Source organism: Actinoplanes sp. NPDC023936 (genome assembly GCF_040639325.1).
Classification (GTDB): Bacteria; Actinomycetota; Actinomycetes; order Mycobacteriales; family Micromonosporaceae; genus Actinoplanes.
In genome coordinates, this window is record NZ_JBEZZR010000023.1 from 88,365 (window position 1) to 106,256 (window position 17,892).

A 17,892-nucleotide genomic window follows, 5' to 3' on the forward strand; every position below is an offset into this window, starting at 1 on the left:
AAACAAAGGGGGATGCGGTAATGACCGGCAGTGTCGACAACGCTACGGGCGTGGATCCGGACCGTCTCGCGGTCTGCCTTGCCGTCCTGGCCGAGGTGGAGGCGTTGCCGGCCGAGCACCCCGACGCGGTGAAGGTCCGGCGGGCCACGGCGGGCCTGTTCAAGACGGTGAAGCTGCAGCGGCGGCGGGACCGCCGGGAGGCGATCCTGGCGAACGACCGGGCGGTCACCGAGTCGACCGCGACCGGGGCGCCCGGGCGGATCGACGACGAGACGGCGGGGATTCCGCTGCGCAGCTCGGTGCGGGGCGCGACCGCGGGAGTGCTGAAGCAGGCGCGCGGCTGTTACGTGTGCAAGCAGCGGTTCACCGTGGTGGACGCGTTCTACCACCAGCTCTGCCCGCGGTGCGCGGAGCTGAACCACGCCCGGCGGGACGCGCGTACCGACCTGACCGGCCGGACGGCCCTGCTCACCGGCGGGCGGGCCAAGATCGGCATGTACATCGCCCTGCGCCTGCTCCGGGACGGCGCGGATCTGACGATCACGACGCGGTTCCCGCATGACGCGGTCCGGCGGTTCGCGGCGATGCCGGACAGCGCGGAGTGGCTGCACCGGCTGCGGGTGGTCGGCATCGACCTGCGGGACCCGGCCCAGGTGGTGGGTCTGGCCGATTCCGTGGCGGCGCGCGGGCCACTGGACATTCTGATCAACAACGCGGCCCAGACGGTACGGCGTACGCCCGGCGCGTATGCCGAACTGGTGACGGCCGAGTCGGCGCCGCTGCCGGACGGCCCGCTGCCGGCCCTGGAGTACTTCGGCGGCGCGGCCACGCTCGGTTCGGCGTCCCCGGCGACGGCGCTGACCGCGGGCGGCGGCATGTCCCCGCAGGAGATCACCGCGCTGGCGCTGACCGCACGGTCCACGGCGATCGACGCGGGCGGCCTGGTCCCGGACACGACGCCGACGAACAGCTGGAGCGACCGGGTGCACGAGGTGGAGCCCCTGGAGCTGCTGGAAGTGCAGCTGTGCAACGTGACGGCCCCGTTCATCCTGGTCGGCCGGCTGCGTCAGGCGATGCGCGTGTCGTCGTTCCCGCGCCGGTACGTGGTGAACGTGTCAGCGATGGAGGGGATCTTCAACCGCGGCTACAAGGGCGCCGGTCATCCGCACACCAACATGGCGAAAGCCTCGCTGAACATGCTGACCCGCACCAGCGCGGACGACATGTTCGCCGACGGCATCCTGATGACCAGCGTGGACACCGGCTGGATCACCGACGAGCGGCCGCATCCGACGAAGATGCGCCTGCACGAGGAGGGCTTCCACGCTCCCCTGGACCTGGTCGACGGCGCGGCCCGGGTCTACGACCCGATCGTCCGCGGCGAGCAGGGCGAGGACGTGTACGGCTGCTTCCTGAAGGACTACGCCCCGGTCGCCTGGTGACGGGAGCGGGCCGCGCCCTCGAGGGCGCGGCCCGCGCGCGGAGTGAACCGTCAGTTCCGGGCTGAGACGTCACTCGCCTCCGCCGCCGCCTTTGCCTCCGCCACCTTTGCCGCCGCCGCCCTTGCCGCCGCCGCCTTTACCGCCGCCGCCGGGACCGCGCATGTCGTCGTCGCCCTGGCCGTTCCGCCAGTCGTCGTTCCCGCCGGGACCGCGCAGGTCGTTGCCGCCGGGTCCGCGCAGGTCGTTCCCGCCAGGTCCGCGTAAGTCGTTGCCGCCGGGACCGCGCATGTCGTCACCGCCCATGCCGTTGCGCCAGTTGTCGTCCCCGCCGCGGTCGTCCCTGACCTGGAACGGCCTGCCGTAGCGGTCGGGCTTGTCGTCCCAGCCCTTCGGCCAGCCGCCGCGCCATTCGTCCCAGCGCCAGTAGTTCCTCTTGACGACGAGGACCCATGCTCCGGCCCTGCTGCTCCAGTAGCAGTCGAAGCGCCTCCAGGCTCCCCACTGCTGACCGGTGAAGCCGGCCCGGTAGCAACGCCACTCCCTGCGGAAGTAGCCGACCTCGTACGAGCCGAAGCGCGGGTCCGCCGACACAACGGTGGAACCGGTGCTGCCCGGGGCGGCGGGCGTCGCCTGAGCCGGGGCCGCGCCGAGCATCGCACCGGCCGCGAGGCCCATGCTGCTGAGGGCCACCATCCGCTTTACCTTGTTCATCTCACACCTTTTCGGACAAATCGCTATGACTCTGTCAGCCCATCACGGGTCGCAATCCGGTTCTGTTCGTTTCCGGGAAAGCTGACCGTTTGGATGACCCTTTCGGTGTCCGTAAAGCCATGAATGGCGCACCTTTCAACGCCGCAAAGTGTTCCGACTGGGAGATGCCTGAGAATTGGACGGAAATCGAGACGGCATTCCCGGCCGTCGCTATGAGAGCGCGGGAATCCGCGTCAGCGGGCGGCGCTCCGCCCGTACCCCCGCCGGTCACGCCTGGCCGGCTTGACACCCACCTTGGGCGGAGCAACCGCCGTGACCAGCGGTTTCACGGCCGGAGCCGGAGCGGTCCGGGCCGCAGCGGTCCGGGCCGCCGCAGCCGGGGCCGGAGTCGCCGGGGCCGAAGCCGGAGCGGCCGGCGGCAGCGGATAGCGGCGCAGGATCCACGCCTGCTGGCCGAGCGCGAAGATGTTCTGGGTGACCCAGTAAAGGACCACGCCGATCGGGAACAGCGCCCCGGAGATCAACAGTGACAGCGGGAAGCCGTAGAGCATGATCCGCTGCATGATCAGCGCCGGCCCGTCCCCGGCCCGGCCCGACTTGTTGATCATCTGGCGGGTGGTGAGGTAGGTCGTCACGGTCATCACCAGGATCAGCACGGCCGCGACCAGCTTCACGGTGAGGTCCCCGGTGCTGAACCCGGCGGTGATCGGCGCGGTGAGCAGCTTCGCGTGGATCGCGCTGTCGAACTGGGTGAGCGTCCAGCCGTAGAGGGTGCGGGACGCCTCGCTGGTGACGCCGGGGCGCAGGTGGCGCAGCACGTGCAGCAGGCCGATCACCACCGGGATCTGCACCAGCATCGGCAGGAACTGGGCGAGCGGGCTGACCTTCTCCCGCGCCAGGAGGGCGGTGAGCTCCTTCTGCAGCGTCTCCCGGTCCCCTCGATGCTTCTCCTGCAAGGCCTTGACCTGGGGCTGGAGGCGCTGGGTGGCGCGCTGCGAACGGACCTGCCGGATGATCACGGGAAAGAGCGCGAGCCGGACGGTGAGGACGAGGAAGACGATGCCGAGCACCCAGGCCCACGAGGTGCCCAGGGCGAGGGTGTCGCCGAGCAGGCGTTCCCAGGCGGCATGCCAGAAGAGAAGAATGGCGGAAATGGTGGTGTAGACAGGTTCCATCACGAGCGGACCCCTTGCGGACGCACTGGACTTCAGGACAGCCGGCAGTGGCCGCGCGAGGCGGAAGGAACTCAGGCGGCCACGGGCCGCGGGGTGGGTCCTCGAGGACGGGTGCGTCCCGGTGCGTCCGGGTCACGATGGCGGGGCACTCCGGCCCGGCGGGCACGATCGCGCATCGCCGAGCGGCTGACCAGCGGGTTCGCCGCCGAGCGGAAGTCGATCATCAGGCCGGCGGCGAGCACGGCCACCAGCAGGATGCCGGCCGCGCCGACCAGGAGCGCGCTGGGACCGGTCAGGAGCGCGGTGGAGCCGGCGTCGGTCAGCAGGCCGACCAGGCGCCAGAGGGCTTCCCACCACATCACGCTTGCCACGTTAGCCGCGGTCCGCAACCTCGGTCTCCGGCAGCGCCGCGTACGCCGGGCGCAGCACCTCCACGATCGGCTGCCCGTGGTGGCTCAGCGGCGGGGCGTCCAGCTGGTCGAGCAGCGCGTCCGGGCGGACCCCGGCGAGCGGCACGGCGGTGCCCGGCGGATCGACGCCCCAGAACGCGGCCGGATCGTCCGGGTCGACGAGCGGGCGCGCCGGTTCCCGCTCCTCCTCGGGCGAGGACGAGGACGAGGACGAGGACGCCGGAGCCGGCGCCGTCCCGTCCACCGCGGCCGACTCCCGCAGCGTGCGGAGCCGCATCAGCAGTTCGTCGCGGGACCGCCCGCGCCAGGTGAACACCTCGAACGGGTCGCCCTCGAACGTCCGGGCCAGGGCGTAACAGGTCGCCGCCAGGTGCACGCACGGCATCGGCCAGCGTTCGCACGTGCAGTCCAGGGCGACCTCGTCGAGCGAGAGCGGGAGCAGGCCGAGCCCGGCGCCGGCGAAGACCGCCTCGATCCCGTCCGGCATCCGGCCACCGAGCAGGTCGGCGACGTATCGCGCCTCGCTGACCAGCGCTTTCTCCACCCGGGCCCACTCGGCGGCGCCGAACGAGCGGACCGCGATCCGGGACCGGAAGGCGACCGGGTCGTCCGGGCCGCGGACCAGGGCGGTGACCAGACTGGACGAGACGGTCAGGCTGCGCACGTGCCCGGCTCGGTCGTCGCGGCGGCCACGGGCGAACGTCGGGCCCATCCGCAGCGCCTCGAACATGCCCAGGAAGGCGATCGGGAGATCAGTCAACGATGGCCTCCGGCGCCAGGGTGAACAGGTCCCGCAGCTCGCTCGTGGAGAGAGCGCTCAGCCAGCTCTCGCCGGTGCCGACCACCCGGTCGGCGAGGATGCCCTTGTCGGCGATCACCCGATCGATGTTCTCCTCCAGGGTGCCGAGACAGACCAGGTTGTGCACGTGCACGTCGCGGCGCTGACCGATCCGGAACGCCCGGTCGGACGCCTGCGTCTCGGTCGCCGGGTTCCACCAGCGGTCGATGTGGATCACGTGGTTGGCGGCGGTCAGGTTCAGCCCGGTGCCGCCGGCTTTCAGCGACAGCACGAAGATGCCCGGCCTGGTGGCCTGCTGGAACTCGGCGACCATGGCGTCGCGCCGGCCGCGCGGCGTGCCACCGTGCAGGAACGACACCGGCGCGCCGAACCGGGCGGCCAGATGCGGGGTGAGCATCCCGCCGAACCGGGCGAACTGGGTGAAGCACAGCACGCTCTCCCCTGCGCCGAGCGCCCGGTCGACGATCTCCTCCAGACGGTCGACCTTGCCGGACCGGCCGGGCAGCGGCGAATTGTCCTTCAACGCCAGCGCCGGGTGCACGCACACCTGTTTCAGCTTGGTCATCGCGGACAGGACCAGGCCCTTGCGCCACGTGTCGCCGGGCTCGTCAAGCCGCGCGAGCAGGTCGTCGAGCACCGCCCGGTAGAGGCTGACCTGCTCGGTCGTCATCCCGCACAGGTGCCGCACGTGCCGCTTGCTCGGCAACTCGGCGGCGATCATCGCGTCGTTCTTGGTGCGGCGCAGCAGGAACGGCCGGGTCGCCTGCCGCAGCCGGGCCGCGGCGTCCTCGTCGGCGTAGCGCTCGATCGGCACCGAGAAGCGGGCCCGGAACGTGTGCGCCGACGCCAGCAGCCCCGGATTGAGGAAGTCGAGGATCGACCACAGCTCGGCGAGCCGGTTCTCCACCGGGGTGCCGGTCAGCGCGATCCGGTTGCGGGCCGGGAACCGGCGGACCGCTTTCGCGGCGGCGCTGCCGGCGTTCTTGATGTGCTGCGCCTCGTCGAGCACCACCCGGTCCCAGTCGATCCGGGCGAGCACGTCCGCGTCGCGCACGGCGGTCTGGTAGGTGGTGAGCACCAGGTCGGCCCCCTCGGCGAGGGTCCGCGGATCGGCCCGGTCGGCGCCGTGCAGCACCCGCACCCGCAGCCCCGGCGCGAACCGCTCCGCCTCCCGCTGCCAGTTGCCCAGCACCGAGAGCGGGCAGATCAGCAGCGCCGGACCCGCCCGGTGGTGCAGCAGCAGCGTGAGCAGCTGCACCGTCTTGCCGAGGCCCATGTCGTCCGCGAGGCACGCGCCCAGCCCCAGCGCGTCCAGGAACGCAAGCCAGGAAAAACCCCTGATTTGGTACGGCCGGAGCACCGTCCCCAGGCCCTCCGGCGGTTCGAGCTGCTCAAGAGTCTGTTCCAGCCGCCCGGTGAGCAGGTCGGCGAGCCAGCCCTCCCCCCGCGCGTCGGTCACCGGCAGCGGCAGCTCCTCCGGTGGCAGCAGGCGCGTCGTGGTCAGCGCCTCGCCGGCGGTCATCGTCCCGCCGCCCCGGCTCAGGAACGCCAGCCCGGCCGCGAGCCGCTGCGGATCGAGGTGCACCCACCGCCCGCGCAGCCGGACCAGCGGCACCTTGGCCCGGGCCAGGTCGGCCAGCTCGTGCTCGGTCAGGGTGCGCCCGCCGAGCGCGAGCGACCACCGGTAGTCCACCAGCTGTTTCTTGCCGACGGCCCGATCCCGCAGCACTGTCGAGACCGGATCGCGCCCGCGCACCTCCAGCGACAGGCCGAGCCCCGGCCGCCGCTGCCACCAGGCGGGGAGCAGCACGCCGTAGCCCGCCTCGGTGAGCAGCGCGGCATGGCTGAGGAACCCGTGCGCCGCCTCGGTGTCGAGCAGCATCTCGGCGGGCCGGGCGTCGCGCAGCGCCTCGCCGAGCGCCGGGTAGAGCCGGGCGGCCCGGCCCAGCCCGGCGAGCAGGCGCTCCTGCGGGTGACTGGTCCACCGGCTGAGCGGCGCGAACGTGTCCCGCCACACGTCGGCGGCCGGCACCAGCACGCTCGGCTCGTCGGTGGCCTGCAGCAGGAACTCCAGCCGCCAGACGTCCTCGGGCAGCGGGACCTCGGCCGGCATCACCGGCTCGTGCTCGCGGGGATCGCTGAGCCGGAAGCAGACCCGCACCTCGGCGCCCCGGGCCGCCTGCTCGAACCAGGCGTCGAGCCGCCCGGCCAGCTCGTCGGCGAGCGCGGGCGTGGCCTCGAACTCCGGCTCCCCGCCGAGCGCGGCCAGCCACCCGTAGTCGGCGAGGCTGATCCCGGCCTCTGCCAGCCGGGTCCGGACCAGGCCGTCGACCAGCCGATCCAGCGCCGCCCGGAACAACTCCGCCGCGCTCCGGTCCGCGCTGCTCCGATCCCCGCCGCTCCGGGCCGCGCCGCCCGCACCGACGGCGCTGCGGGCTGCGCCGCCCGAGCCGACGGCGCTGCGGGCTGCGCCGCCCGAGCCGACGGCGCTGCGGGCTGCGCCGGCGGTGGCCGCCGCGGCCTCGGCGCGGCAGGCCGGTGGCATGGTCTCCAGCAGCGCGGCCCGGCGAACCGCGTCCGCCCCGATCGTCACCGGCCGCCAGTGCGCCGCCGGCCGCGCGCCCTCGATCCGGATCGCCGGCAGCACCCGCCCGCGCCGCACCAGGCTCGCCGCGAACCCGCACAGCTCCACGATCCAGGCCGCCGACGGCGCGACCCGGCCGTCGAAATCGGCCACCACGTCGGGGTCGGCGAACGGCACCGTCACGGCCGGCACCCGCCAGGTCCGCGCCCGGACCGCACCCCGCCGCGGCGGCATCCCGAGCTGCGGCGACGCCAGCGGCCCGGCGGACGTCGAGGGCAGCACCAGCGTCGCGGCCTCCCGCGGCTCCCCGGCCGGCAGGTCGCCCGCCGCCACCGCGAACGGGTGCCATGCCGGGACACCGCGCGCCGGGCCCTTCCCGGCCGTCGCTGAGCCGGCCACCGGCCCCGCCGACCCGGCCACCGGCCCCGCCGACCCGTCCTCGGCCCACAGGTTCAACCCGCCGTCGTGCCCGACGAAACCGTGCAGAACCCGCACCGAGGCCAGCACCGGCGCCGCATCCCGATCAGCGACCGCGCCGGCGGCCGTTCCGGTGGTCACGCCAGCTCCCAGGTCAGCTCGGGCGGGCGGACCCGGGCGCACCGCGGCCCGCCCTCCGCGTCGGTCAGGCCGAGCCGGGCGACGAGGACGCCCCCGCCCGCGGCGGCCGCGCGCAGCAGCGGGCCCGGGATGTCACCGAACATCAGCTTGGCCCGCCGGAACATCGCGAACTCCGGGCCGTCGACCGCGCCCCAGCTCAGGTAGAGGAACCGCTGCCCGGGCCGCCCGTGCACCCACGGGCCGCCCACGTCGATCCAGCCGTCCACCTCACGGACGTCGACGTCGAGCTCCCACACCGCGCTCTCGGCCGAGACCGGGACCCGCTGCACCACCTCGGCCCGGCCACCCGCCGTGCGCTGCACGCCGACGTGCACCCCGCCCAGCCGGAGCGCCTCCGCCTGCGGGGCGCCGGGCCGGCCGGGCAGGTCGTGGCCCTCGATCCTCATCCGCACGCCGACGACTCTAGGCCTCCCCTCCGACATTTCCCCGCGCCGGCTGGGCGCCCGCGCGGCGAAGCCGGCCGAGCGCCCGGCGAGATCGGGCGCCCGCGCGGCGGGACCGGGCCGCCGCACACGCCCGGCGCGCGGGCGCTCCCGGCAGTAGGGTGCGTTCATGGAGGCTTGGGACGGCGCCACGGTGCGCTTCCGTTACCCCGATCCCGCCAAGAGCCTCGCCGCGGTCCGCCTGCTCTCGTCGGTCCGCCACGCCGATCTGGAGTTCGCCGGCGACGGCTGGCAGCTCGCCCTGCCGGCCCCGGCGGTCCACCGGATCGAGTACCGGTTCGAGCTGACCCACCCGGACGGCAGCCGGGAGCCAGTGACCGATCCGGGCAACCCGATGCACGCCGCGGGCGGCTTCGGCGAATCCTCGGTCGTGCACCACCCGGACTACGCCGAGCCGGACTGGCTGCACCACGACGGCCAGGCCGGCACCTGGCGGTCGCTGCATCTGCCGGTCCGGGGCCTGCGCGCCACCGCCGACATCCGGATCTGGTCGCCGGAGACGCCGGACGCGGCCCGGGGCCGGGTGCTGATCGCCCACGACGGGCCGGACTACGAGCGGTTCGGCGGCCTGGCCCGGTACACGTCGGCGATGATCCGGGCGGGACGGGTTCCGCCGTACCATCTGGCGCTCCTGCCGCCCGGTGAGCGTGACGAGTGGTACTCGGCCTCCCCGGCGTACGCGCTGGCCCTGGCCGGCGAGATCATTCCGCGGCTCCGCGCGGACCTGCAGAGCCCGGCGGTGGTCGGGGCCGGGGCGAGCCTCGGCGCGCTCGCCCTGCTGCACGCGCAGCGCCGGCACCCGGCCGGGTTCGCCGGGCTCTTCCTGCAGTCCGGCAGCTACTTCCAGCCGCGGCACGACAGCCAGGAGTCGGGTTTTCCCCGCTGGGGACGGATCGTCCGGTTCACCGGCCAGGTGCTGCGGGCCGGCCGCGGCCCGGCGGTTCCGGCCGTTCTCACCTGCGGGGCGGCGGAGGAGAACCTGGCGAACAACCGCGACATGGTGGATGCGTTGCGTGATCAGGGGTATCCGGTGGCATTCGCCGAGAACCCTGACGCACACACCTGGACGGGGTGGCGGGACGCCCTGGACCCGCATCTGACGTCCCTGCTGCGCAGGGTTTGGCCCGAGTGATCTGAAGGAGGCGGCCGTGGCCGACGTCGAGCACACCATCGGAATGTTGCTGGGCACCGAGGACGACTGGCCACGCGCGTACGAGGCGCTGCTGCGCCGCGTCGGCCTGGTGACCGGCCCGGACGGCAAGACGCACCGGGCCAACGCGGTCCGGGTGACGATCGAGCCGTTCAACCTGCGGGACAAGCCCCGGCACGAGCTCGTCATCGACCGGCTGGCGTACTGGTACTACCACCCCCGCGAGTGGCTCAAGAAGATCGCGCTGATGGACGACGTGTACCTGCTGAACAGCCCGTTCACCTTCCAGTCGATGGAGAAGCACGCCGCGTACTGCGCGATGCTGCGGCTCGGGCTGAAGATCCCGGAGACGGTGCTGGTGCCGTTCAAGAACCCGCTGGAGAACTCCCGCTGGGCGTACACGGCGGCGCGGTACAACCGGCCGTTCGACCTGGAGGCGACGGCCGCGGCGGTCGGCTACCCGCTCTGGATGAAACCGTACGACGGCGGCGCCTGGGTCGGCGTCTCCAAAATCCGGAACGAGATCGAGCTGCACGCCGCGTACGACGCCTCCGGTGAGCGGCTCATGCACCTGCAGTCCTCGATCGAGGACTACGACGTGTTCGCCCGCAGCCTGAGCATCGGCCCGGAGACGATGGTCATGAAGTTCCGGCCGGACCAGCCGATGCACGCCCGGTACGAGGTGGACCACAACTTCCTGTCGCCGTCCGCGGGCGACGAGGTGGTGACGATCTCCCGCCTGGTCAACGCGTTCTTCCGGTGGGAGTTCAACAGCTGCGAGACGCTGGTGCGCGGCGACCAGGTGCACCCGATCGACTACGCGAACGCCTGCCCGGACGTCGCGCTGACCTCGCTGCACTACTACTTCCCGTGGGCGATGACCGCCCTGCTGCGCTGGACGGTCTTCTGCGTGGTGACCGGCCGCAAGCCCCGGCTGGACACCGACACGTCCCAGTATTTCGCGATTGCGGACGACACCTCCCTGTCGTACGCCGACAAGCTCGACGGCTACCGCAAACTCGCCGACGACTACTTCGAGGTGGACCGTTACCAGGAGTTCTGCGCCAAGCACCTGGGCAACCTCGACGACATCGTCTACGACTGGGTGACCTCCGAGGAGTTCCGCTCGCTGCTGCGCGAGACGGTCCGCGCGATGTACCCGGTGCACGAGCACGAGAAGTTCCTGGCGCACTTCGGTGGCCTGATCGACGCATGGATCCGGGACCAGGACCGTTGACGCGGTAACACCCCGGCAATGAACATAGGTGCATGTCTCTTTGGGAGCGCTCCCGAATCATCGGCCTCACGGCCGTTCTCCTGACCGTCGGCGCCGCGGCGCCAGCCCTCGCCGACGAGGTCGAACAGGTCGTCAACGGTGGCTTCGACGGCACCGCCGACCCGTTCTGGTCCACCGCCGGATCGCCGATCGCGCTCGACGGCGGCCAGGCCTGCATCGACGTGCCCGGCGGCACCACCAACCGCTGGGACGTGGCGATCGGCCAGAACGACATCGACCTCGTCGCCGGCGAGAACTACCGGTTCAGCTTCGACGCCACCGGCGGCGCCGGCCACGTGGTCCGCGCCGTCACCGGGCTGGCGGTAAGCCCCTACGACACCTACTTCGAGCAGTCGCCGATCCTCAGCGGCGACCGCACCCACTACGAGTACACGTTCACCGCGAACACCTCCACCGCGCAGGCGCAGGTCGCCTTCCAGGTCGGCGGCAGCCCGGACCCGTGGCGGTTCTGCGTGGACGACGTCAGCCTGGTCGGCGGGGTACCGCCGGAGGTCTACGAGCCGGACACCGGTCCCCGGGTCCGGGTCAACCAGGTCGCCTACCTCAAGGACGGCCCGAAGAACGCGACGCTGGTGACCGCGGCGACGACTCCGCTGCCCTGGCAGTTGACGGACGGATCCGGAAAGGTCGTGAAGACCGGCACGACGACCCCGCACGGCCTCGACGAGTCGTCCGGGCAGAACGTGCACACCATCGACTTCAGCGGCTACCGCCGGCACGCCACGGGCCTCACCCTCACCGCCGACGGCGAGACGTCCCGGCCGTTCGACATCAGCGCGACGCCGTACCGGAACCTGCGCACCGACGCCCTGAAGCTCTACTACACCCAGCGCAGCGGCATCGAGATCCGCGACGACCTGCGCCCCGGCTACGCCCGCCCGGCCGGTCACGTCGACGTCGCCCCGAACCAGGGCGACGGCGCGGTGCCCTGCCAGCCCGGCGTCTGCGACTACACCCTGGACGTGCGCGGCGGCTGGTACGACGCCGGCGACCACGGCAAATACGTGGTCAACGGCGGCATCTCGGTCTGGGGCCTGCTCAGCGAGTACGAGCACCTGCGCGGCTCCCGGACGGTGAACCTGGCCATCCCGGAGAGCGGCAACCGGGTGCCCGACCTGCTCGACGAGGCACGATGGGAACTCGACTTCCTCCTGTCCATGCAGGTGCCGGCCGGTCACCCGTACGCCGGAATGGTCCACCACAAGATCCACGACGCGGCCTGGACCGGTCTCCCGCTGCTGCCCCACCTGGATCCCCAGCCGCGCGAGCTGCACCCGGTCTCCACCGCCGCGACGCTGAACGTCGCCGCGACAGCGGCGCAGGCGGCGCGTCTCTACAAGCCGTTCGACCCGGCCTTCGCGAAACGCGCGCTCGCCGCGGCGCGCACCGCCTACCGGGCCGCCACGGACAACCCGATCCGGTACGCCCCGGCCAGTGACGGCGTCGGCGGAGGCGCCTACAACGACGACAAGGTCACCGACGAGTTCTACTGGGCGGCGGCCGAGCTCTACCTGACCACCGGCGAGCGCCAGTACCGCGACGACGTGCTGCGCTCCCCCGAGCACACCGCCGACGTGTTCGGGCCGGTCGCGTTCGACTGGGCCGCCACCGCCGCGGCCGCCCGCATCGACCTGGCGCTGACCCCGAACAACCTGCCCGGCCGCGCCGCGGTGCGCGCCTCGGTGGTCCGCGGCGCCGAGGAGTACCTCGCGGTCCAGCGCGGGCACGGCTACGGGGTGGCCTACGCGCCGGCGAACAACGTGTGGGACTGGGGTTCCAGCAGCATCATCGCCAACAACCTGGTGGTGATCGCCGCCGCCGAGAAGATCACCGGCCGGGACCGGTACCGGGACGGCGTGCTGACCGGCATCGACTACCTGTTCGGCCGCAACGCCCTGAACATCTCCTACGTGACCGGGTACGGCGAGGTCAGCTCGCAGAACCAGCACAGCCGCTGGTACGCCGCGCAGCTCGACCCGTCGCTGCCGCACCCGCCGGCCGGCACCCTCTCCGGCGGGCCCAACTCGTCGATCCAGGACCCCGTCGCGCAGGCCAAGCTGACCGGCTGCGTCGGCCAGTTCTGCTACATCGACGACATCGGCTCCTGGGCCACCAACGAGCTCACCATCAACTGGAACGCGGCGCTGGCCTGGATCAGCGCATACGTAGCCGAGACGGCCTGACGCGTCCTACCCTCCTTGCAAAAGGGGGTGGCTCCATGCAGGCTCTTCGATTCGCCGCCGCGCTGTACCGGCAACGGTTCGACACCGTGTACCACGCTTACGTGCGGCGCGACCCGCTCTCCCGGCTCCACCTGAAGCCGGGGCGCGACAACCCGTACGCGATCTATGACCGGGTCCGGGCGGGTGGCGACCTGGTCGCCACCCGCCTCGGCAACTACGTCACCGCGTCGTACCGGATCTGCGACGCGGTGCTGCGGGACCGGCGCTTCGTGGTGCGCTCGGCCGAGATCAACGGCCCGGGCGCACCCGGCGACGCCCTGGACATGTCGTTCCTGGACCGCAACCCGCCCGAGCACACCCGGCTGCGCCGTGTCGCCCAGCCGGCGTTCAGCCCCCGCGAGATCGCCGGTTACCGCCCCCTGATCGAGCGGACCGTCGACGACCTCCTCGACAAAGCCCTGTCCGGGGGTACGTTCGACCTCGTCCCGTCGTTCGCCGCGCCCCTGCCGATCGCCGTCATCACCGACCTGCTCGGCGTGCCGGACGCCGACGCCGCCCGCTTCGCCGAGCACGGCGCCGTCATCGGCGGCGCCCTCGACGGCATCCGCAGCCTCCGTCACGCCGCCCGGCTGCAGCAGGCCAGCGGCGCCCTCGACGCGGTGCTCGCCGACCTGCTGGCGCTGCGCCGCCGGGAACCCGCCGACGACGCGGTCTCCCGGATCCTGGCCGCCGAGGGCGACCAGATCCAGTCCGCGGAGATCCTGCCGATGTGCCGGCTGCTGCTGGTCGCCGGCTTCGAGACCACCGTCAACCTGATCGGCAACGCGGTCAACGCCCTGCTCGACCACCCGGCCCAGTGGGCCGACCTCTGCGCCGACCCGGCCGGCCTGGCCGGCAAGGCGGTCGAGGAGACGCTGCGCTGGGACCCGCCGGTGCAGCGCACCGCGCGGTGCGCCTCCGAGGAGATGGAGGTCGGCGGCCGGACGGTCCGTCCGGGCCAGTTCGTCATCACCCTGCTCGGCGCCGCGAACCGCGACCCGTCGATCTTCTCCCGGCCCGGCGAGTTCGACCTGCACCGCGAGCCGGAGGCCGAGCACCTGGCCTTCTCCAGCGGCATCCACTACTGCGTCGGCGCGCCCTTGGCCCGCCTGGAGGCGGCGATCGCCCTCCAGCGCCTCGCCGAGCGCGTGCCGGACCTGCGCCGCGCCGGCCCGATCCGCCGCCGCAACGCCACCCTGATCCGAGGCCCGATCTCCTTCCCGGTCCGCGCCGGCGGGCGACTGCTCGCCCCTCACTGACAGCTATCGGACAGTTCACCTGAGTGCCCGGGCGACATAGGATCGCGCGCTATGCGGCGCGAACCCAGCCTGACGTTCAGCGGCGCGCTCGACATCCTGGGCGCGCAGGACCCGTCGAAGTACTCCCGGCTCAGCAAGGTGCTGGGCGGCGTCGTCCTGGTCTCCGGCGTGGCGACGGCAGTCGCCACGCTCGGCCCGGCCGCCGCGGCTCCGCTGGCGGCGGTGGCGCCGTTCTGGGGCTGGGTCGACCAGAAGAACGAGGCGATGGGTCTGCTCCGCGACCTGCACGCCGCGTTCCGGAAAGGGCTCGGCACAGCACCCACCCGGAGACGGCGGGAACTGGTTGCCGCCGCACACACCACCGTCGTGGTGTCGTCGTTCTTCCAGGTGCTGCGCGAGGCCGTGGGTGAGCGCGCCTACGCCGCGCTCAAGATCACCGAGCGGGAGCAGCTGACCGTCGCCCTCGGCCCGCACACCGGCCTGCTGCGCGCCCTCTACGAGGCCGAGGTGCCCGCGCCCGGCCCGGGGCAGGGCTTCGCCGCGACCGAGAGCGCCATCCGCACCTGGTACCACGCGCTGGCGGAGCGCACCGAGTCGTTCCTCCAGGGTCTCAACGCCTGGCACCGGGCGGCGCTGGACCCCGATCTCGACGAGCTCGCCGCCGAAAAATACCGGGAGAACTACGTCGCCCTGGCCGCTGCCGTGCCGGAGTTCCGGATCTGGGCGTCGCTGGACGAGCACGCCGCGACCCAGTACGCGATCTCCGCGCTGACCGATGAGCTCGGCCACCAGCACGACGGCCTGGCCCGCGTGGAGGCTCTGCTCACGCTGGCCGCGACGGCGAGCACACCGGTCCGGCAACCCGAGCCGCAGGCCGTCATCGCACGAGCCAACCGGTCCCAGCTGGACCAGCGGATCATCAACCCGGCCGAGGCCCGGCACCTCGGTCCGGTCGTGCTGCCCACGGTGGGCAACGCGTTCGTGGCTCCGTCCTACCGCGTGACGGAGATGGACCCACGGACACCGGTCACGGACGAGACGTGGTGGCAGCATCAACCCCGCCACGACGACCTCGACGTCTGGCTGGCCGGGTACGCGCTCGCCCCGCGGGCGACGAGCCTGCCGCTGCTGCTGCTCGGGCATCCCGGTGCCGGCAAGTCGATGCTCATGCGGGTCCTGGCCGCACGACTCCCGGTCTCCGACTACACGGTCACCCTCGTGCCGCTGCGCGCCGTGAGCGCCAACGCCACCGTCGTGGACCAGATCCAGCAGGCCCTCGACCGGTCGACCAACCGGCGGGTGGCGTGGGCGGATCTCGCGGACACCAGCGTGGACACCATCCGGGTGATCATTCTGGACGGCTTGGACGAGCTGCTCCAGGCCTCCCAGCACGACCGCAGCGGGTTCCTCCAGGAGGTGACGGACTTCCAGCGGGTCGAGGCCGAGCAGGACCGCCCCGCCATCGTGATCGTCACGTCCCGTACGGTCGTGGCGGACCGCGTCGACATCCCGGCGGGCACCACCGTGCTGAAGCTGGACGACTTCGACGACCAGCAGATCAAGCGCTGGCTCCGGGAGTGGAACGAGACGAACGCGGTTCCCATCGCCGCCGGCCTGGTGCGCGGCCTCTCCGCAGAGGTCGCGCTCGGTCAGCGCGAGCTCGCCTGCCAGCCGCTGCTCCTGCTGATCCTGGCGCTCTACTCGGCCGACCCCCAGGCCGAACCGCTCACCGGCGGGATCTCCCGGACCGCGCTGTATCAGAACATCATCGCATCGTTCGCCCGGCGCGAGGTCCTCAAGGAGGGCACGCTCGCGGACGAACGCCTGCGCACGGCGGTGAACGCCAAGATCGAACGGCTCTGCGTCGCCGCCTTCGCCATGTTCAACCGCGGCCGGCAGAACACCATGGAGATCGAGCTGAGCGCTGACCTCACCGCGCTGCAGGGCGCCGATCCGCTCGACGGCGAAGAACCGGGGCAGCGGCTGCTCGGCGAGTTCTTCTTCGTGCACACCGCCGAGGCGACGGTGCTCGGCGCGGGAGACACGTCGGCTCGGCGACGCGAACGGCGATCCTACGAGTTTCTGCACGCCACGTTCGGGGAGTACCTGGTCGCGTACCGGATCCTCGAAGAACTGCGCGACGTCGCCGACACGGCCTACTCCTCCCGCCGCGAGCGGGATCCCGACGACACCCAGCTGGCCACGTTGCTCTCACACCAACCGATCGCCGCCCGGGCGTCGATCGTCGGCTTCTTCCTCGACCTGTTCGCCGACCTCGACGCGCGCGAACAGGGCGACGTCACCCGGGTTCTCACCTTCCTCGCCCGGAACTACCGGGTACGGGCCGCACCCGGCGCTTCCGGGTCCTACCGCCCCACACCGCCCGATCTCGTCCGCCGGCTCGCGTGTTACTCCGCCAACCTCGTCCTGCTCCGCGTCGCCGTGGCGGAGTCCGGGACGCCCCTCGGCGACGTCGCGACCAGCGCCGAGGAGTGGGCGTCGACGGTGAGCCTCTGGAAGTCCGGGCTCGCCGTCGACGGCTGGCACGCCGTCCTCGGCGTGCTCGACCGGCGGAACGACGACCTCGTGGTGAGCACCGGAACCGTGTCCCCGCCGATGGCGGACTACCGGCACGCCTGCCTGATCGACGACGCCGCGGCGCGCGCCCGGCTCAAGTTCGGCCTCATCTTCGTCGACGACGTCTGGGTCGATGACGACAGAGATCCCGGCGTGGCCCTGCTCGCGGCGATCTGCGCGTTCACCGCCGGACGCGATGGTTCCGGCTATTTCGCGGCTCCGCCCGGCGAGGTCGGCCGGGGAACGGCCGAACTGATCGGCAACGCCCTCGAGCGGATGATGCTCGGCACTCAGGCAGGCCCGGAACTCGTCGACCAGTGCCTGCGCCTGATCGTCGAGCTGGACCTGCTCCACGAGATCGACTCCACGGCGATCCTGCTCAACCTGGCGCGGTACCCGAGCCTGCTGGACGACATCCCGGAGCTGCAGGACGTCCGGCGGTACCGGAGCACGGCAACCGGTCCGATCCTCCTGAGATGCCTCGCTCACTACGAGGACGACGAGTTCAGTCCGCAGTTCCGGCGGTTCAAGGACGACCTGGCCGCTTCGAGTCCCCATCAGGCCGTGATCGCCGACAGCCTCCCCGAGGCGGCCGCCGACGTGATTCAGCAGGTGACCGCCGCCCTACGGGAGGACGAGGGGCACTTTCCGGAGGCCGCTTTCGGCCTGCGGCACTCCTCCTACCGGCTGTGGAGCGACTTCAGCGCGGCGATCGCTCACTCGCCGGGTCAGAAGCGGTAGGGGCGGGAGTTCGGCGGGCCTGAGGGGAGGCCGAACAGGTCGCACAGGCCGGTCACGCGCAGCTGGCGGTGGACGAACTCGCTCGGGTTGCGCACCTGCACCCGGCCGCCCACGTCCCGCGCCGCCTCGTGCGCGGTCACCAGCGCGCTGATGCCGGTGGAATCCATGAAGGTGACGAACATCAGGTCGACGACCAGGGTGCGGGGGTGCTCGCGGTGCAGGACGACCAGCAGCTCCCCGCGGACCGCGTCGACGGTGGCGGTGTCCAGGCTGCCCCGGATCTCGACGACGACAGCGCCGTCGGCTTGTTGCCGTGTGGTCATCACGGCCTCGCCCATGCCACCCTCCGAGCCGGGCGATGTGCCCGATCAATTCACGGTACCGCCCCCAACGGGCCCTCGCAGGCTGCCTCGTGGTTCGGCGATCACGGCGCACAACCCGTACGCCAATGGTGTTCTGCGCCC

13 protein-coding genes are annotated in these 17,892 nt (G+C 72.3%); 6 read left to right on the forward strand and 7 right to left on the reverse strand.

Features of this window, described 5'->3' with window-relative positions; all coding sequences use genetic code 11:
- Positions 1–20 precede the first annotated feature (20 nt).
- On the forward strand, positions 21–1,442 hold the full coding sequence (locus AB0F72_RS26615) for an SDR family NAD(P)-dependent oxidoreductase (RefSeq protein ID WP_360436243.1): 1,422 nt from the start codon (positions 21–23) through the stop codon (positions 1,440–1,442).
- A gap of 69 nt (positions 1,443–1,511) precedes the next feature.
- Here the strand turns inward: AB0F72_RS26615 and AB0F72_RS26620 are convergent, their stop codons facing one another.
- From AB0F72_RS26620 to AB0F72_RS26645, 6 genes are all read right to left on the reverse strand, one after another.
- Positions 1,512–2,153, reverse strand: coding sequence for a hypothetical protein (locus AB0F72_RS26620; RefSeq protein WP_360436245.1), 642 nt, complete (start codon positions 2,151–2,153; stop codon positions 1,512–1,514).
- 233 nt (positions 2,154–2,386) lie between these two features.
- On the reverse strand, positions 2,387–3,328 hold the full coding sequence (gene yidC / locus AB0F72_RS26625) for a membrane protein insertase YidC (protein ID WP_360436308.1): 942 nt from the start codon (positions 3,326–3,328) through the stop codon (positions 2,387–2,389).
- A gap of 71 nt (positions 3,329–3,399) precedes the next feature.
- Positions 3,400–3,687 carry a DUF6412 domain-containing protein gene (locus AB0F72_RS26630; RefSeq protein WP_360436310.1) on the reverse strand — a complete coding sequence of 96 codons (288 nt, stop codon included), beginning with the start codon at positions 3,685–3,687 and terminating at the stop codon, positions 3,400–3,402.
- Between the two features lie 13 nt (positions 3,688–3,700).
- Complete coding sequence (locus tag AB0F72_RS26635) at positions 3,701–4,498, reverse strand: hypothetical protein (RefSeq protein ID WP_360436247.1); 798 nt, start codon at positions 4,496–4,498, stop codon at positions 3,701–3,703.
- On the reverse strand, positions 4,491–7,679 hold the full coding sequence (locus AB0F72_RS26640; protein ID WP_360436249.1) for a DEAD/DEAH box helicase: 3,189 nt from the start codon (positions 7,677–7,679) through the stop codon (positions 4,491–4,493). Before AB0F72_RS26640 ends, AB0F72_RS26635 begins: the two co-directional genes overlap by 8 nt.
- Positions 7,676–8,125: a DUF5990 family protein gene (locus AB0F72_RS26645; RefSeq protein ID WP_360436312.1), complete on the reverse strand. Its 450-nt coding sequence runs from the start codon at positions 8,123–8,125 to the stop codon at positions 7,676–7,678. Before AB0F72_RS26645 ends, AB0F72_RS26640 begins: the two co-directional genes overlap by 4 nt.
- 166 nt (positions 8,126–8,291) lie before the next feature.
- Between AB0F72_RS26645 and AB0F72_RS26650 the strand changes: the two genes are divergently transcribed.
- Genes AB0F72_RS26650 through AB0F72_RS26670 form a run of 5 tightly spaced genes read left to right on the forward strand, consistent with a single transcriptional unit; the run spans position 8,292 to position 17,428 of the window.
- Positions 8,292–9,314, forward strand: a complete 1,023-nt coding sequence (locus AB0F72_RS26650) for an alpha/beta hydrolase-fold protein (RefSeq protein WP_360436251.1) — start codon at positions 8,292–8,294, stop codon at positions 9,312–9,314.
- 16 nt (positions 9,315–9,330) lie between these two features.
- Positions 9,331–10,569, forward strand: a complete 1,239-nt coding sequence (locus AB0F72_RS26655; protein ID WP_360436253.1) for a hypothetical protein — start codon at positions 9,331–9,333, stop codon at positions 10,567–10,569.
- Positions 10,570–10,601: 32 nt separating this feature from the next.
- Positions 10,602–12,812, forward strand: a complete 2,211-nt coding sequence (locus AB0F72_RS26660; RefSeq protein WP_360436255.1) for a glycoside hydrolase family 9 protein — start codon at positions 10,602–10,604, stop codon at positions 12,810–12,812.
- 35 nt (positions 12,813–12,847) lie between these two features.
- Positions 12,848–14,110 (forward strand): cytochrome P450, encoded by a 1,263-nt coding sequence (locus AB0F72_RS26665; protein ID WP_360436256.1) that lies wholly within the window; start codon positions 12,848–12,850, stop codon positions 14,108–14,110.
- Positions 14,111–14,161: 51 nt separating this feature from the next.
- On the forward strand, positions 14,162–17,428 hold the full coding sequence (locus AB0F72_RS26670) for an AAA family ATPase (protein ID WP_360436258.1): 3,267 nt from the start codon (positions 14,162–14,164) through the stop codon (positions 17,426–17,428).
- On the opposite strand, the gene AB0F72_RS26675 is transcribed toward AB0F72_RS26670, so the two are convergent.
- A complete protein-coding gene (locus tag AB0F72_RS26675) occupies positions 17,416–17,766 on the reverse strand; it encodes an STAS domain-containing protein (RefSeq protein ID WP_360436260.1) in 351 nt (116 codons plus the stop codon). The genes AB0F72_RS26670 and AB0F72_RS26675 overlap by 13 nt on opposite strands.
- Positions 17,767–17,892: the final 126 nt, after the last annotated feature.

Excerpts from the sequence above, each read along its gene's own strand:
- AB0F72_RS26670 (WP_360436258.1), top strand. The coding sequence starts at position 14,162 with ATGCGGCGCGAACCCAGCCTGACGTTCAGCGGCGCGCTCGACATCCTG.
- AB0F72_RS26665 (WP_360436256.1), top strand. The coding sequence starts at position 12,848 with ATGCAGGCTCTTCGATTCGCCGCCGCGCTGTACCGGCAACGGTTCGAC.
- AB0F72_RS26660 (WP_360436255.1), top strand. The coding sequence starts at position 10,602 with ATGTCTCTTTGGGAGCGCTCCCGAATCATCGGCCTCACGGCCGTTCTC.
- AB0F72_RS26630 (WP_360436310.1), bottom strand. The coding sequence starts at position 3,687 with ATGTGGTGGGAAGCCCTCTGGCGCCTGGTCGGCCTGCTGACCGACGCC.
- AB0F72_RS26645 (WP_360436312.1), bottom strand. The coding sequence starts at position 8,125 with ATGAGGATCGAGGGCCACGACCTGCCCGGCCGGCCCGGCGCCCCGCAG.
- AB0F72_RS26615 (WP_360436243.1), top strand. The coding sequence starts at position 21 with ATGACCGGCAGTGTCGACAACGCTACGGGCGTGGATCCGGACCGTCTC.
- AB0F72_RS26620 (WP_360436245.1), bottom strand. The coding sequence starts at position 2,153 with ATGAACAAGGTAAAGCGGATGGTGGCCCTCAGCAGCATGGGCCTCGCG.
- AB0F72_RS26650 (WP_360436251.1), top strand. The coding sequence starts at position 8,292 with ATGGAGGCTTGGGACGGCGCCACGGTGCGCTTCCGTTACCCCGATCCC.
- AB0F72_RS26675 (WP_360436260.1), bottom strand. The coding sequence starts at position 17,766 with ATGGGCGAGGCCGTGATGACCACACGGCAACAAGCCGACGGCGCTGTC.
- yidC (WP_360436308.1), bottom strand. The coding sequence starts at position 3,328 with ATGGAACCTGTCTACACCACCATTTCCGCCATTCTTCTCTTCTGGCAT.